Below are 15,703 nucleotides of genomic sequence, written 5' to 3' on the forward strand. Positions count from 1 at the left end.
CGGACACCGCCCGCACCCCCGGCCCGCACACCCAGGAGGAACCGTTGACCGAGGTGAGCCTGTCCCACGAGCAGATCAAGGCGTACGCCCGGCTCTCCCCGTTCGAGCTGAAGAACGTCTTCGTCGGCCTGGCCGAGCACGCCCAGCTCAACGAGCCCGGCCAGAAGGGCAAGTCGCAGGCCCAGATGCTCAACGCGGGCCGCGGCAACCCCAACTGGGTGGCGACCGGACCGCGCGAGGCCTTCCACGCCCTCGGCTACTTCGCCCTCACCGAGTCCAAGCGGGTCTGGACGGCCGACAACCTCGGCGGGATGCCGGAGCGGCAGCGCGCCGGGGACCGCTTCGACGCGTTCGTCAGGCAGCACCCGGGCATGCCCGGCATCGAACTCCTCGCCACCTGTGTGTCGTACGCGCTGGAGCGCTTCGGCTTCGACAAGGACTCCTTCGTCCATGAACTGGCCGACTCGGCCGTCGCCGACAACTATCCGGTGCCCGACCGCATGCTCCCGCACGCCGAGGAGATCGTCCGCGGTTACCTCGCCGACGAACTCCTCGGCGGGCAGGCGCCCACGGGTGACCGGCTCAGCCTGTTCGCGACCGAGGGCGGCACGGCCGCCATGTGCTACATCTTCGACTCCCTGATGAAGAACGGCCTGTTGCACCAGGGGGACCGGATCGCGCTCATGGTGCCGGTCTTCACCCCGTACATCGAGATCCCGCAACTCGACACCTACGGCTTCGACGTCACCTATGTGAAGGCCGACATGTTCGCCGAGACGGGTGTGCGCGAGTGGCGCTACCCGGCCGAGGAGGTCGCCAAGCTGGCCGACCCGTCCATCCGGCTGGTCTGCCTGGTCAACCCCTCCAATCCGCCGTCACTGGCCCTGAGCGACCGGGTCAGGGACCAGATCAAGGACATCGTGCGGACCGCGAACCCGCGGCTGATGATCGTCACCGACGACGTCTACGGCACCTTCGTGGAAGGCTTCCGCTCGCTCGCCGCCGACCTGCCCCGCAACACGCTGCTGGTCTACTCGTACTCCAAGCACTACGGCGCCACCGGCTGGCGGCTCGGTGTGATCGGCCTGCACGACGACAACGTGATCGACGAGATGATCGCGGAGCTGCCGCGGCCGGAACAGGACCGCCTGGAGCGGCGGTACGGCACCCTGACACTGAAACCGGCGAAGATGCGCTTCATCGACCGTATGGTCGCCGACTCCCGTCAGGTGGCGCTCAACCACACAGCCGGCCTCTCCCTCCCGCAGCAGGTCATGATGGTGCTCTTCTCCCTCTTCGGCCTGCTGGAGCAGGGACAGGAGTACAAGCACCGGATCCGGGACACCGTCCGGCGGCGGCTCGCCCTGCTGCTGGAGGGCGCGCACATGAAGATCGCCCACGACCCCGGGCGCGCGAGCTACTACGTCGAACTCGACCTGCTCGCCGAGGCGGAACGCGAACACGGCCCCGGCTTCGCCCAGTTCCTGACCACGGCCCACGAGCCGATCGACCCGCTGCTGCGCCTCGCCGAGCAGACGGGGGTCGTCCTCCTCAACGGCGGCGGCTTCGACGGACCCGAGTGGTCGGTGCGGGTGTCCCTGGCCAACCTCGACGACCTCGACTACCTGAGGATCGGACACCATCTGCGGCACATCTTCGACGCCTACGCCGCCGAATGGCGGGCGCGGAGCAGCGGGACCGGGACAGCGTCGGCAACGAGCGAGGAGGAACATGATGGGCGTTGAGGAGATCGGCCCGCGGACGGTGGGCGGAAAGCTGATGTACAACCGGGCCGTCCGGATCGACGAGCCGCGCAGCATGCTGTTCGTCTCCGGGCACGAGGCGCGGGACGACGACGGGAACATCACCCACCGCGGGGACATGGCCGGGCAGATGAGGCTCGCGCTGCGGCGGCTCGGTGAGACCGTGTCGGAGGCGGGGATGACGATGGCCGATGTGGTGCAGATCCGGGTCGTCACCACCGACCTCGCCACCTGCAAGGCCCGGTACGGCGTGCTCATGGACGAACTCGCGGCGCGGCAGTGCCGCCCGGCCAGCCTGCTGGCCGAGGTCAGCGCCCTCTCCGACCCCGACATGCTCATCGAGATCGAGGCCGTCGCGGTGCGCTGAAGCGGCGTTGCCGCCGCGGTCCACCCCTTGAAGCGGGCACGCCGAGGACGCGGCTCCCATAGCTCCCCTTTATGACGGCATCGGCCGGACCGTCCTACTCGGGCGGTTCGCCGGACAGGAAGCTGGCTTCAGCAGCATCGCACGACGTCACGCAAGGGGTAGGGCAGTGAGAAGCACATACATGGCCGTGATGACGGCTGCCGCCGCGATGGCTCCGGTGGTCCTCGGGGCCGCGCCCGCGGCAGCGGGTGAGGGGCCCGGCACGGTCCTTGCGGCGCCCGACCGGAGCGCGGCGGAGGGTCCGGGGCCCCGGGGCGGGCAGGCACATGCCGACACGGCCCCGGACCTCAGGCTCGAAGGTGTCCCGGAGACCGTCGAGGCAGGCGGCGACTGGGCGGAATTCTCCGTCGTCATCGACAACGCCCATGACGGGGGCGAGGTCTGGATGCTCGACATGGCTCTCAACACGGACGGTCCTCAGGTGTACGGGGACGACCTCCAGGTCCAGGTCCATGTCGACGGCGTGTGGCGTGACGCACAGGTCGACAGCGATCCGGAGCTGGGCAACTTCGATGTCGCGCTGCTGGAAGCGTTCTCGGTGCCTGAGGGGCGTACCACCGTTCCTGTCCGCATCCGCGCCGGAGCGGACGCCCCGCTCGTCGAGTTCTTCATGGGGCCACGGATCTATGACGGTCAGGTTCAGTCGGACCCGGACTACTGGGTGGCCTCGAAGATCAGCGCTCCCACTGAGGGCGGCGAGAAGCCCGGCGAGGGGGAGAAGCCGGGCGAGGGGGAGAAGCCCGGCGGAGGCGAGAAGCCCGGCGGGGGCGGGAATCCCGGTGACGGTGAGAAGCCCGGCGGAGGGGAGAAACCCGGTGACGGGGAGAAGCCCGTCGGCCCGGGGAAACCCGGCGACGAGGAAAAGCCTGCCGACCAGGAGAAGCCTGCCGTCCCGGAGACACCTGGAGGCGACGGCACCCCCGGGAGCGCTCAGGAGCCCGGCGACGACCAGGTCGGTCAGGACGGTACCGGCGCTGGTGGCGCGGCGCTGGCCGAGACCGGAGGCGGCGCCGCCTGGCCCGCGATGCTCGGTGCCGGCGGTGCCTCGATCGCTGTCGGTGCGGGTCTGGCCGTCGTGGCCCGCAGACGCCGCCGTAAGGCTTCCTGAGCGGGCGTGTCGATCGGTCCGTGGCAGGGCCGTCGAAGGCGGTGCTGAGGGCCGGGTTCTTGGCTAGTGTGGCGAGTTCTTGGCTAGTGTGGCGAGGCGGGGCCGGCGGGGGGAGACGCATCGCATGAGCGGGCGGGGGGCGGCGAACCCTGTGCTGCCATCGGTGCTGCGTGCCCCGCTCGGGGCGGTCGTCGCTCTCGGTGCGCTGGTCGTCGTCGTGCTCGGGGTGGCGTACGCCGGGCAGAGCGGGCCCACCGCGGTGGATGCGCGGATCACGGCGGGAGCCGAGGGGGCCGGGGCGTTCTGGCGGCATGTCGCCCTCGCCGTCGACGCGTTGGGGGAGCCGGCGGGGGCGGTGCTGCTGGTACTGGCCGTCGTCGGGGGGTGTGTGCTGCTGCGGTCCCGGCGGGCGGCGGTGCTCGCCGTCGCCGGGCCGGGGGCGGCCGTGGTCGTGGCCACGGGGCTCAAGTCCGTGGTGGGGCGGACCATTCACGGGGACCACAACCTGTCGTACCCGAGCGGGCACACCGCCTTCGCCACCGCCGTCGCTCTCGTGGTGGCGCTGACCGTGGCCGGTCGGCTCGGGCTCGGCCGGGCGGCCGGTGTGCCGCTCGTGCTGGGCGCCGCGCTGGTCGCCGGTGGTGTCATGGGGTGGGCCGAGGTCGTCCTGGGCGCGCACTATCCGAGCGACGCCCTCGGCGGCTGGTGCACCGCGCTGGCGGTGGTGCCGGTCGCCGCGTGGACGGTCGACCGGGCGGCCGGCGCCGGACGGTGGCGGCGGCCGCGCTGATCCGGCGTCAGCTCAGGCCCAGCGCCGGAACACCGGTTTCACCGGGCGCCCGCCGAGCCACGGGGTCGGGTCGCCGTTGTCCAGGGCCTTCCGGTAGACCGCGCAGGCACCGGAGACGGCGTCGACGGTCTGGGCGATGTCGGCGTCGTCGAGCGCGCTGCTCACCACGAACGAGGGGGCCAGCACCCCGCCCGCGAGGAGCCCGCGCAGGAACAGGGTGCGGTAGCGCTGCGACGGCCGGCCGTGCTCGTCGAGGGTGGCGAAGACCAGGTTGCTGGCCCGGCCCCGGACGACGACGTGATCGGCGACGCCCGCCGCGGCCGCCGCCGCGCGCACACCGGCGGCCAACTGCTCGCCGAGATCGTGCAGTCGGGCGGTGACGCCCTCCTCGGTGTAGGTGGTGAGCACGGCCGTCGCGGCGGCCAGGGAGTGGGTCTCCGCGCCGTGCGTGGTGGACAGCAGGAACACCCGGTCGCCCGGGTGGCGCAGTCCGCCGCGTTCCATCAGGTCGCGGCGGCCCGCCAGCGCGGCGACGGCGAACCCGTTGCCCAGGGCCTTGCCGAACGTGGAGAGGTCGGGGACGACGCCGTACAGGCCCTGGGCGCCCGCCTCGGACCAGCGCAGGCCGGTGATCATCTCGTCGAAGACCAGGACGCAGCCGTGCCGGTCGGCCAGGTCGCGCAGTCCGGCGAGGTAGCCGGGCGGGGGCTCGGTGTGGGTGGCGGGTTCGAGGATCAGGCAGGCGATCTCGTCCCGGTGGCGGGTGAGCAGTTCCTCGGTGGCGGTCAGGTCGCCGTAGGGGAAGGCCAGGGTGAGGTCACCGGTGGGTGCCGGGACACCGGCGTTCATCGGTGTGGTGCCGATGAACCAGTCGTCGACGGAGAAGAAGGGGTGGTCGGCGCAGACGGCCACCTTCGGGCGGCCGGTGGCGGCGCGTGCCAGGCGCACCGCCGCTGTGGTGGCGTCGGAGCCGTTCTTCGCGAACTTCACCATCTCGGCGGTCGGCACCGTCGCCAGGAAGCGTTCCGCCGCCTCGACCTCCACGATGGACGGCCGGACGAAGTTGCTGCCGCGGTCGAGCTGGCGCCGCACCGCCTCGGTCACGCGCGGGTGGGCGTGGCCGAGGCTGACCGACCGGAGGCCGGAGCCGTACTCGATGTACCGGTTGCCGTCCACGTCCCACACATGGGCACCGTGGCCGTGGCTGATGACCGGGGCCAGGTTCTCGGGATACTGGTCGTCGCCCTTGGCGTAGGTGTGCGCGCCGCCCGGGATCAGGGCGTGCAGCCGTTCGTTCGCCGCGCGTGACCGGGGGAGGTCCAAGTCTCCCTGGAACGCGGTCCATTCGGTGTTCTCGGTGTGCACTCCTGCCTCAGCTCTCCTTCTGCCGCAGGGCCTCGGCGAGGCCCGGTGCCTCCCGGTCGCGCCGGGACGTCGAGGTGACCGGGAGCGGCCACGGGATGGCCAGCTCCGGGTCGTCGAAGGCGATCGTCACGTCCTCGGCCGGATCGTGCGGGCGGTCGATGCGGTACGAGACGTCGGCGGGGTCGGTGAGGGCCTGGAAGCCGTGCGCGCACCCGGCCGGGACGTAGAGGGTCACCTGGGTCTCGCCGGACAGCTCGAAGGAGGCCCGGCCGAGGTAGGTCGGCGAGTGCGGGCGCAGGTCCACGACGACGTCGTAGACCTTCCCGTACGAGCACCGCACCAGCTTGGCCTCGCCCGCGCCGGAGCGCAGGTGCAGGCCGCGCAGCACGCCGCCCGCCGAGCGGGACAGGCTGTCCTGGACGAAGGCGTCCGGGTCCAGGCCCACCGAGCGCAGCACGTCGGCGTCGAAGGTGCGGCAGAAGAAGCCGCGTTCGTCGGCGTGGGCCGTCGGTTCGAACAGGTACGCGCCGTCGATCTCGGGTACGTCGATCGCCTTCATGGAGCCTCCCGCAGGGCGTGGTCGGGGCCGGCCGCCGGGAACAGGGCCGCGGTCAGGGCGTCGAACTGGTCCTCCAGGCGCCGGGCGGCGTCCCGGTTGCGTTCGGCGAGGGTGCGGCGCAGCCCGGCCGACTCCTTCTCCAGCGACCGGAACTGCTCCAGCAGCCGGTCGGCGTCGACCTCGCGCGCCGGATGGCAGTACGCGGCGAGCCCCATCCCGGCCATCAGCGCGTCGCTCTTGGCCGCGTAGCAGAGCGCCAGGGCCGGAGTGCCGGTCCGCAGCGCGCAGATGAGATTGTGGTAGCGGACGGCCACCACGCTGTCGGCGGCCGCCGTCTCCCTCATCAGGTCGGCGAGGGAGGCCGTCTCGGCGGCGCTGACCAGCGGGGAGTCCACGGCGTCGAGGATCGCGGCGACCACCGGCGCGTCGCACCGGTCGCCGGTGAGCAGCCGGACCGGCCTGCCCTCCGCCACCAGCGCGCGGACGAAGCGGATCGTCCCGTCGAGGTAGCGGCGGTGGATCTCGTCGGCGCGGTCGCGGTCGTCGTCGCCGCCGTGGAAGTCCATGACGCCCACGCAGACCCGGCCCGGCTCCGCCGCGGGCCCGTCCGGCGGCACCGGCAGGGAGAACGCGAGGTCCGGGTGGACCCGGTCGCGCGAGGTGTCCACGCCCATCGCCCGGATCGCGTCGCGCGACGGGGCGTCGCGGTACGAGCGGTACGTGGCGAGCCGCGCCGACCAGCGCACCAGGGCGCGGGTCGCCCGGTTCCCGATCGGCGCCGCGCCGACGCCGACCAGTGCGACGCGGGTGCCGGACAGCCGGCCGCTCGCGCAGAGCAGGAACAGCGCGTACGGGAAGCCCCACGGGCGCAGCGGCAGCGTGGCCTCCAGGACGCCCATGCCCGGCACGATCACCACGTCGTGGCGGCGCACCCAGGCGGCGGTGCGGAAGACATCGACGAGTTTGCCGACGCCCTTGGCGGCGACCGCGCCCGCGCGCGACGCGGTCCGGTACTCGCCCCGGTACCAGTGCAGCCGCGTCGCCGGGATGCCGAACCGGGCCGTGACGGCTTCCGGGCCGCCGCACAGCGCGTCCACGGCAGCGTCCGGGTGCCGGGCGGCGAGGTGGCCGAGGACGGCTTCGAGCGAGCCGTCGTTGCCGAGGTTGCCGGAGCCGAGCAGGCCGAACACCCCCACGCGTACGGGGCGTTGGGCGGAAGACGTCATGCCCGCCTCCCCTCGCGCCCGGCGACCAGGGCGTCGACCGACACGTCGAGCCGCTCCGGGTCGACGGGGGCGCGGTCCTCGACGCGCTCGCCGGCGCCCGGCCGGACCCGGCTGCTCGCCCACGCGGCCAGATGGCGGTAGCAGGCCCGCCGGTCGGCCGCGGACAGCGGCGCCCGCCGGACCGCGGCGACGAAGCCCCAGACGTACTCGGCGAGCAGCCGGGGCACCGGGTGCAGCGGGCCCGCCCGGCGCGGGTCCAGATTGACGCACCGGGCGCGCTTGCCCGGGTTCGCCCGTTCGGCGCGGTGCGGGTGGTCGCGGCGGAAGTACAGCAGCTCCGGCACCTGGTGGAAGCGCCCGTGCAGGGTGATCTCGGCGACGAACGTGCGGTCCGCGTGGTGGTAGCTGTCCAGCGGCTTCACCCGGCGCAGCACGTCGGCCCGCATCACCCCGTAGAAGTCGTCGCCGCCCGGCTCGAACAGCAGGCTGCGGAAGCGCTCCGGCGGGTGCGGCGAGTCGGTGGCGAGGCCGTACGCGTAGGGGACCTTGAGCCGTCCGTCGCCGTCGACGACGGCCTGGCCGGTGTGCGCGAGGATCACGTCCGGCCGCTCGTCCAGCGCCTGGACGCAGCGCAGCAGCAGGTCCCGGCCGTACAGGTCGTCGTGCGAGGCCCACTTGAACAGTTCGCCGCGCGCCTCGGCGAACACCCGGTTGTGGTTCGGTGTGGCGCCGATGTTGCGGGGGAGCCGGAGGTAGCGGACGCGCGGGTCCCGCGCGGCGTACTTCCGGCAGATGTCCTCGGTCGCGTCGGTCGAGGCGTTGTCGGAGACGATCAGCTCGAAGTCCTCGTAGGTCTGGCCGAGCAGCGCGTCGAAGGACTCGGCCAGGTACTCCTCGCCGTTGTACACGGGCAGGCCGATGCTCAGCCGGGGGCGGGCGGTCATGGGTTCCTCACTTCGGGTACGGGGTTGTGGTGCCGCTCGCGCAGGGCGGAGCGCAGCTGCCGCCACCACAGGGCCGAGCCGCCGACGGTCGCGGCGGCGACGCCCCAGGCCGAGCCGACGGTGCCGGCGAGGGCCGCGCCGCCGAGACCGCCGCCGACGTAGCAGGCGGAGGCGAACAACTGGCAGCGCAGGCTGCGCCGGGCCGCGCCGAGCGCGCGCAGCCCGGCCGCGGCGCCGGTGCCGAGGCCCGCGCCCGCGACGCTGAGGGTGACCGGCACGATGAGGACGGCGGAGGAGTGCCAGACGTCGCCGAGCACCAGCTCGCCGAGCCGGTCCGGCATCAGCAGCAGCGCCCCGCCCCACAGCAGCGCGGCGGCGGCCTGCCCGCCGCCCAGGCCGAGGCAGAACGAGCCGAGGCGGTGCGGGGCCCGGCGCAGCACCCGGGCCGCCTCCGGGACGGTGACCAGCGACAGGCCCATCAGCACCGCGAGGAACGGGCCGAGCAGCAGTTCGGCGCCGCGTACCGCGCCCACCGCGCTCACCCCGGCGATCGCGCCGAGCCCGTACGCCCGCAGCTGGCCGGCGCCGCTGAGGCTGACGTTCTCGACCAGATACCGGTAGCCGAGGTCGCGCTGTTCGCGCAGCCAGCCGCGCGCCCGGCCCGGCCGGGGCCGGATGCCGGACTGGAGGCAGCCGTAACCGGCGGCCACCGTGGCGGCCGCGCCCCAGGCGAGCACGAAGGCGGCCACGCTGCCCACCCGCGCCGCCACGACCATGGCCGGGACGAGCACGACACCGGACACGACGTCGTTGACGAACGCCTTGCGCCCGGCGCCCGCCGCGAAGAACGCGAACCGCCAGGAGTCCTGGAGCAGCAGCCCCGGCAGCATCACGCCGAGGCAGGCGAACGCGGTTCCCACCCGGCCGCCGAGGCCGAGCCCGGCCACCAGGCACGCCGCGCCGATGGCGCCGCCGACGCCGAGCGCGGTGCCCGCCGACCGTTCCACGGCCGCGCGCCAGGACGCCTGCGGTACGCCGCTGAAGCGCACCACGAGCGGGTCGGTGGCCAGCCCGCGGGAGACGTTGAGCACCACGCCGTACGTCACCCAGGCCAGGCTGAACACACCGAACGCGGTCACCCCCAGCGAGCGCGCCACATACGCGCCCACCACGAAGTTGGTGACGCTGGAGGCCGCCTGGTCGGCCAGTCCCCAGGACAGCCGGCCGACGAGGGCGCGCCTGGCGGACCGCCCGCCGTCCGCGGCCCCGGCCGGCGGTGCCGCCGTCTGCTCCTCCCCGGTGGTCACCGGCGTCACGCCTTGACCAGTCCGGCGCCGTGCAGGGCGTCGGCGGCGGCGGCCACGGCGTCGAAGGGCAGCCCGGACCGCTCGGCGACGTCCAGCAGGCTGTGCTCGCCGTCGGAGAGGCTGAGCACCCACAACATGGCGAGCTGGGCCTCCTTGGCGTCGCTGCGTCCGCCGAGCGAGTCGTACAGACCGCGGCGGCCCAACTGCGGTTCTCCGTACGGGCTGAGGTTGACGTAGCGCCGGTTGCGGTCCAGCACGGCGAACGCCTCGCGGCACACGGCGAGCGTGTCCGCCATCGCCTCGGGCGAGACGAGGTCCAGGTCGTCCGCCGAGGTGTGGTACTCCGGGTATCCGGCGTACGGGGTCCGGCTGAGCGAGCCCACGCCGAGGTCGAACCCGGGCGAGCAGAACTGCCGCTCGTCGTAGCCGTACGGGGTGAACTCCCTTATTTCGTGCGGCCGTTCGGAGGTGGTCAGCACATGGCGCAGCACCTGGTCGATCTCCGCGTCGCCGCGTCTGCTCCGCTTGTACGTCAGACGGCCCGGGTCACCGGCGCAGGCCAGCACCAGTCCGTGCCTGACCCGGCCGACGCGCTCCGCGTTGCGGGCCAGCCAGGTGATCGCCCCGATGGTGCCGGGCGCGAAGAGGAACCGGTAGGTGTAGTAGGGCTGTTGCTCCGCCAGCGCCCGCGCCAGGAACACCGCCACCGCGATACCGGCCAGATTGTCGTTGGCCAGCGACGGGTGGCAGACATGGGCGGAGACGAGCACCTCGTCGGGGACCTGCCCCGGGACCACGTGCTCGGCGTAGGTGAGGTGGCCGTCGGCCAGGGTGGAGTCGACGCGCACCTCGTACTCGCCCTCGGGCAGCGCGTCCAGCGTCTCCTGGGCCAGGCAGAATCCCCACTCGGGCTTGTAGTAGCTGGTGCGGTAGGGCACCCAGGACGGGTGCTCCGGCAGGGTGTACAGGTGCTCGCGCAGCTCGGCCAGCGGCAGGGTCGCCGCCACCGGCACGCTGTAGCCGAGCACATGCAGACTGGACGCGGCGAAGTCGACGACGCGGCGGCCCGAGGCGTCGGCGACGTACGCGTCCCGGATGTTCCACTCCTGCGGCACCGTCCAGTCGAGCACCTGCGTGCCGGTCGGCACCTCGTGCACGCGCAGCGGGACGTACTCGCCGACGATCTCCAGCGTGGCGCGCACCCCGTCGCCGGTGATGCTCCGGCACAGCGGGTACAGCCGCTCCACCAGCGCGTACATCTCCTCGCCCGCGGCGGTCACCGGCGCCACCGCAGGGTGTCGTCGACGGTGCCCGCCGCGGCGGCCGCGCGCAGCACGGCCAGGCGGGTGAAGCGCCGCTCGAAGTCCTCCCGGGTCAGCCCGTGCTCGCGGTAGGCGTCGGCGAGTTCGAGCGCGCCCCGCTTCACCGTCCACTCGCAGTCGAAGCCGGGCACCGCGGCCCGGAACCGGGAGAAGTCCACCCGGTAGGAGCGCGGGTCGGCGCCGGTCTCCCCGGTGATCACCACCCGCGAGCCGTCCACGGCTTCCGCGACCTGCTCGGCGATCTCGGCGACGGTCACGTTGTTGGTCTCGCTGCCGATGTTGAACGCCTTGTCGTGCACCGCCTCCCGGGGCGCGGTCAGCGCCGCCGTGAAGGCCCGTGCGATGTCGGCGGCGTGCACCAGCGGGCGCCAGGGCGTGCCGTCGGAGAGCACCAGCACCTCCCCGGACAGCAGCGCGTGGCCCACCAGGTTGTTCAGCACGATGTCGGCGCGCAGCCGGGGCGAGTGGCCGAACGCGGTGGCGTTGCGCAGGTACACCGGGCTGAAGTCGCCGTCGGCGAGCGCGTGCAGATCGTCCTCCACCCGCACCTTGGACTCCGCGTACGGAGTCACCGGGCGCAGCGGGGCGTCCTCGGTCACCAGGTCGTCGCCGCCCGCCGCGCCGTAGACCGAGCACGTCGACGCGTACAGGAAGCGCCGCACCCCGGCGTCGCGGGCCAGCCGGGCGAGCCGTACGGAGGCGCGGTGGTTGATGTCGTAGGTGAGGTCGGGCGCCAGCGACCCCAGCGGGTCGTTGGAGAGCGCGGCCAGGTGGATCACGGCGTCCACCCCGGCCACCTGGTCGGCGGTGACGTCACGCAGGTCCACCCGGTGCCCCGGCGGGTCGTCCGGCACCGGGCCCAGCACGCAGTCGGCGAACAGGCCGGCGTCCAGCCCGACGACCTCGTGCCCCGCGGCGGTCAGCACCGGGGCCATCACGGTGCCCAGGTAGCCCAGGTGGCCGGTCAGCAGTACGCGCAAGGTTCATTCCCCCAGGTCGAGAGTGAGTTTGGTGACGGCGAACGCCTCGGCGTAGCGCGCGTGGCATTCGATGCCGCGGATCCGGGCGAGCCCGAGGAAGGCCTCCCGGTCGTACCAGGGCCGGTGCCGCTGCGAGGGATAGTGCTCCTGGAGCAGCCGCACCTTCCGCTCGGCGGTCTCCGGTGACAGCGGCTGGTACACCGCCGGACGGCCGAGGTCGCCGTCCCACTTGACGATCTCGTAGCCGAGCACGAGGTGATCGCGGAACGCGGTGGGCAGCAGCCGCGCCAGGGTGCGGTGGTCCTGGTGCGCGTCGTCGGCGCGCGGGGCCAGCACGAGGTCCGGCTCGGTGCGCGCGCGCAGCTCCTCGACCGCCGCCTTGGCCTCCTCCCAGCGGGCCGGGATGCGGCCGTCGGGCAGTTTGAGCACGGTCAGCCGCAGGTCGGCGCCCGGACAGAAGGCGGCGAGCGCGGCCTGCTCCTCCTGCTCCCGCTCGCCGCCGCCGCCCGAGAGCACCAGCGCGTCGACGCGGACGCCGGGCCGGGCGCGGCAGAGCGTCAGCAGGGTGCCGCCGGCGCCGATGGCGATGTCGTCGCAGTGCGCGCCGACCGCGACGACCCGGTCCAGGGGCCCGGCCCCGAGCCGGATCACGCCCGCGCTCCGGCGCCGGCCCGCTCCCACACGGCCCACGGCCGCTCGCCCCGGGCGTACGCCTCGTCGAGCGCGGCGCGCTCCTTGACGGTGTCGGTCGGCTTCCAGAAACCGCGGTGCCGGTACGCCGTCAGCCGTTCCCGCTTGGCCAGTTGGGCGCAGCCGTCGGCCACCAGGTCCCCGTTCTCCGGGATGTGGTCGAAGACCTCCTGGCGGAGCACGAAGTAGCCGCCGTTCTCCCACAGCGGCAGTTCGCTCACCGCGGTGATGCCGCCCACCAGGCCGTCGTCGCCCAGCTCCACGCAGTGGAACGAGGACTGCGGCGGCACCACCATCATTGAGGCGCCCGCGTCGCGCCGCGCGAACCGGTCGATCATCTCCGGCAGCGGCGCGTCGGTGAGCACGTCGGCGTAGTTGGCGAGGAACATCTCGTCGCCGTCCAGATGGTGGCGCACCCGGCGCAGCCGCTCGCCGATCGGCGACTCCAGGCCCGTCTGCGCGAACGTGATCGTCCACGAGGAGATGTCGGTGGACAGCAGCTCGGTCCGCCCGCCGCGCAGCACGAAGTCGTTGGAGGCCGTCTCCTCGTAGCGGAGGAAGAACTCCTTGATGTGGTGGGCCCCGTAGCCCAGGCACAGGATGAACTCCGTGTGCCCGTAGTGCGCGTAGTAGCGCATCACGTGCCAGATCAGCGGGCGCGGACCGACCATCGCCATCGGCTTGGGCACGTCGTCGGAGCTGCCGTTGCGCATGCGCAGCCCGTAGCCGCCGCAGAAGAGAACGACCTTCATGGCCTGACCTCGACAATGCTCAGTTCCGGTATGGGGAAGACCAGCCGGCCGCCCCAGTCGTGCACATAGGACAGCTGCTCGACCAGCTCGGCCCGCAGGTTCCACGGCAGGACCAGCACGTAGTCGGGCCGGTCGGCGGCGATCCGCTCGGGCGGCAGGATCGGGATGCGGGTGCCGGGGGTGAACCTGCCGTGCTTGTACGGGTTGCGGTCGACCGTGTACGGGAGCAGATCGGGCCGGATGCCACAGTGGTTGAGCAGGGTGTTGCCCTTGCCCGGGGCGCCGTAGCCGACCACCGTCTCGCCGCGGTCGGCCGCCTCGACGAGGAACCGCAGCAGATCGCGGCGCACCTTGGCCACCCGGGCGGAGAACTCGGTGTACCCGGACAGCTCCTGCAGCCCGGCGGCCCGCTCCCGGGCCAGCACGTCGGCCACGCGCCGCGACGGCGTACCGGCCGCCTCGGCGGGCCGGGCCCACAGCCGGATCGAACCGCCGTGCGTGGGCAGCAGCTCGACGTCCACGAGCGCGAGCCCGCCGCCGGCCAGCGCGCGGATCGCGGAGGCGACCGTGTAGTACTGGAAGTGCTCGTGGTAGATCGTGTCGTACTGGTTCTCCTCGATCAGGGTCAGCAGGTGCTGCACCTCGACACAGACCCAGCCGTCGTCGGCGACCAGGGCGCGCAGGCCCCGGGTGAAGCCGGTGACGTCGGGGATGTGCGCGTACACGTTGTTGGCCACGACCAGGTCGGCCGGGCCGTGCTCGGCGCGGACGGCCGCTCCGGTGTCCGGGTCGAGGAACGCGGTGAGCGTGGGCACGCCCGCCTCCAGCGCCGCCGCGCCCACGTTCACCGACGGCTCGACGCCCAGGCAGCGGATCCGGCGGTCCACCACGTGCCGCAGCAGATACCCGTCGTTGCTGGCGACCTCCACCACGAAGGAGCCCTCGCCCAGGCCCAGCCGCCGCACGGCGCCGTCGACGAACGCGCGCGCGTGCTCCACCCAGGAGGCCGAGTACGAGGAGAAGTACGCGTACTCCTTGAACGTCTCCTCCGGGGTGATCAGCGGCGGGAGCTGCGCCAGCCAGCAGTCGGTGCAGACCCGCAGGTGCAGCGGGTACGCCGGTTCCGGCTCGTCCAGCTGGTCCGCTGCGAGGAAGCTCTCGCATGGTGGTGTCGCCCCCAGGTCGACGACGCTCGCCATCGCCTCGGAGCCGCAGAGTCGGCATCGTGTCATCCGCTGTCCCCATCCCCCCTGCCCGCGCGGGAACCCCCGCCACGGGCCAGTGCCGTCCGTCCCGCGATCGCGGTGCGGTACCCCTCCAGCAGGCGCTCCAGCCCGACGGCCGGGCTGAAGCCCTGCTCGTAACGGAGCCGGGCCGCCCGGCCCATCGCCTCGCCCGGCGCGCCCTCGGCGGTGATCCGGCGCAGGCAGGACGCGAGCGAGGCGGCCTCGCCCGGCCGGTGCAGCAGCCCGGTCACCCCGTCCTCGACGAGTTCGGTGAAGGCGCCGTGTGCGGCGGCGACGGCCGGGACGCCCGCCGCCATCGCCTCCACCACCACCAGGCCGAACGCCTCCAGCCAGGTCGACGGCGCCACCACGGCCACCGACCGGGCGACGGCCCGGCGGCACTCGTCCCCATCGAGCAGACCGGCGTAACGCACGTCGTCGCGGCCCGCCGCCCAGGCGGTCACCTCCCGCTCCAGCGGCCCCGCCCCGGCGATCACCAGCGGTACGCCCGCACCGCCGCCGGCCGCGATCTCGTCCCACGCGGCCATCAGCAGCCGTACGCCCTTGGTCTCCGCGAGCCGGCCCAGGTACAGCAGGTGCTCGCCGGGGCCGTCGCGGCGGACGCCCGGCTCGGGCACGAAGTTGTGCTTCACCGCCAGCCGCTCGGCCGGCATCCCGGCCCGCACCAGGACCTCGCGCTGCGCCGCGGAGATGCAGAAGAACCGCTCCACGCCCGTCCACCACCGCCGCCGGTTGACCGCCATGCCGACCGCGAGCGGCACCGTCGCCAGCCGGGAGCCGCGGTAGCAGCCGTGCCGGACGGCGGGCAGCGGCGTGGACCCGACGCACTCGGTGCACGCCCGGCCGTCCCGGTGCAGCGTGCCGGGCGGGCAGACCTGGGTGTAGTTGTGCAGCGTGGCGACGGCGGGCACCCCGGTGTCGGCGCAGGCGGCCAGCACCGCGGGGGACAGCAGCGGGAAGACGTTGTGGATGTGCACCACGTCCGGCCGTGCCGTACGCAGCCGGGCGGCGAGTTCCGCGCGGACCGCCGGGTTCCACGGCACCAGCAGCGGGACGGCGGCCTTGCCCGGCAGGGACCGGGCGGCGATGTCGTCGCTGCGCCGCTCGAACACCTCGACCCGGTGCCCGGCCTCGCGCAGCAGCGCCACCTCCTGGTCGACGACCTTGTTCTCCCCGCTCGGCTGCGCCGACGCGTAGCGGTTGTGCACCACGAGGACACGCAT

At 73.4% G+C, this 15,703-nt stretch carries 15 protein-coding genes; 4 read left to right on the plus strand and 11 right to left on the minus strand.

Annotation, left to right across the window (positions count from 1 at the left end):
* Positions 1 to 44: 44 nt before the first annotated feature.
* The 4 genes from R4Z62_RS26160 (at position 45) to R4Z62_RS26175 (ending at position 4,088) form a co-directional block, all read left to right on the plus strand.
* Complete coding sequence (locus R4Z62_RS26160; protein WP_491521044.1) at positions 45 to 1,745, plus strand: bifunctional aspartate transaminase/aspartate 4-decarboxylase; 1,701 nt, start codon at positions 45 to 47, stop codon at positions 1,743 to 1,745.
* Positions 1,735 to 2,130 carry a Rid family hydrolase gene (locus R4Z62_RS26165; RefSeq protein WP_491521928.1) on the plus strand — a complete coding sequence of 132 codons (396 nt, stop codon included), beginning with the start codon at positions 1,735 to 1,737 and terminating at the stop codon, positions 2,128 to 2,130. Before R4Z62_RS26160 ends, R4Z62_RS26165 begins: the two co-directional genes overlap by 11 nt.
* Before the next feature lie 454 nt (positions 2,131 to 2,584).
* Complete coding sequence (locus R4Z62_RS26170) at positions 2,585 to 3,298, plus strand: hypothetical protein (RefSeq protein WP_491521045.1); 714 nt, start codon at positions 2,585 to 2,587, stop codon at positions 3,296 to 3,298.
* A 124-nt stretch (positions 3,299 to 3,422) separates the two neighbouring features.
* A complete protein-coding gene (locus R4Z62_RS26175) occupies positions 3,423 to 4,088 on the plus strand; it encodes a phosphatase PAP2 family protein (protein WP_491521046.1) in 666 nt (221 codons plus the stop codon).
* A gap of 12 nt (positions 4,089 to 4,100) precedes the next feature.
* Here R4Z62_RS26175 and R4Z62_RS26180 read toward each other — a convergent pair whose 3' ends face one another.
* Genes R4Z62_RS26180 through R4Z62_RS26230 form a run of 11 tightly spaced genes read right to left on the minus strand, consistent with a single transcriptional unit; the run spans position 4,101 to position 15,703 of the window.
* Complete coding sequence (locus tag R4Z62_RS26180; protein ID WP_491521047.1) at positions 4,101 to 5,453, minus strand: glutamate-1-semialdehyde 2,1-aminomutase; 1,353 nt, start codon at positions 5,451 to 5,453, stop codon at positions 4,101 to 4,103.
* Positions 5,454 to 5,460: 7 nt separating this feature from the next.
* The gene (locus R4Z62_RS26185) at positions 5,461 to 6,012 is read right to left on the minus strand and encodes a dTDP-4-dehydrorhamnose 3,5-epimerase family protein (protein WP_381739628.1); all 552 of its coding nucleotides are present in this window, start codon (positions 6,010 to 6,012) and stop codon (positions 5,461 to 5,463) included.
* Positions 6,009 to 7,238, minus strand: a complete 1,230-nt coding sequence (locus tag R4Z62_RS26190) for a polysaccharide pyruvyl transferase family protein (RefSeq protein ID WP_491521048.1) — start codon at positions 7,236 to 7,238, stop codon at positions 6,009 to 6,011. Before R4Z62_RS26190 ends, R4Z62_RS26185 begins: the two co-directional genes overlap by 4 nt.
* Positions 7,235 to 8,182 (minus strand): glycosyltransferase family 2 protein, encoded by a 948-nt coding sequence (locus R4Z62_RS26195; protein ID WP_491521049.1) that lies wholly within the window; start codon positions 8,180 to 8,182, stop codon positions 7,235 to 7,237. Before R4Z62_RS26195 ends, R4Z62_RS26190 begins: the two co-directional genes overlap by 4 nt.
* Positions 8,179 to 9,489 (minus strand): hypothetical protein, encoded by a 1,311-nt coding sequence (locus R4Z62_RS26200; RefSeq protein ID WP_491521050.1) that lies wholly within the window; start codon positions 9,487 to 9,489, stop codon positions 8,179 to 8,181. The genes R4Z62_RS26195 and R4Z62_RS26200 overlap by 4 nt, the downstream gene beginning before the upstream one ends.
* A 5-nt stretch (positions 9,490 to 9,494) precedes the next feature.
* A complete protein-coding gene (locus R4Z62_RS26205; RefSeq protein WP_491521051.1) occupies positions 9,495 to 10,778 on the minus strand; it encodes a DUF4910 domain-containing protein in 1,284 nt (427 codons plus the stop codon).
* Complete coding sequence (locus R4Z62_RS26210) at positions 10,766 to 11,791, minus strand: NAD-dependent epimerase/dehydratase family protein (protein WP_491521052.1); 1,026 nt, start codon at positions 11,789 to 11,791, stop codon at positions 10,766 to 10,768. Before R4Z62_RS26210 ends, R4Z62_RS26205 begins: the two co-directional genes overlap by 13 nt.
* A 3-nt stretch (positions 11,792 to 11,794) precedes the next feature.
* Entirely contained in the window at positions 11,795 to 12,442 is a 648-nt protein-coding gene (locus R4Z62_RS26215) for a PIG-L deacetylase family protein (RefSeq protein ID WP_064537693.1), read from the minus strand.
* A complete protein-coding gene (locus R4Z62_RS26220) occupies positions 12,439 to 13,233 on the minus strand; it encodes a sugar phosphate nucleotidyltransferase (protein WP_491521053.1) in 795 nt (264 codons plus the stop codon). The genes R4Z62_RS26215 and R4Z62_RS26220 overlap by 4 nt, the downstream gene beginning before the upstream one ends.
* Entirely contained in the window at positions 13,230 to 14,465 is a 1,236-nt protein-coding gene (locus R4Z62_RS26225) for a class I SAM-dependent methyltransferase (protein WP_491521054.1), read from the minus strand. Before R4Z62_RS26225 ends, R4Z62_RS26220 begins: the two co-directional genes overlap by 4 nt.
* The gene (locus R4Z62_RS26230) at positions 14,462 to 15,703 is read right to left on the minus strand and encodes a glycosyltransferase (RefSeq protein WP_491521055.1); all 1,242 of its coding nucleotides are present in this window, start codon (positions 15,701 to 15,703) and stop codon (positions 14,462 to 14,464) included. Before R4Z62_RS26230 ends, R4Z62_RS26225 begins: the two co-directional genes overlap by 4 nt.

This window comes from Streptomyces sp. PL-25, from assembly GCF_058344915.1.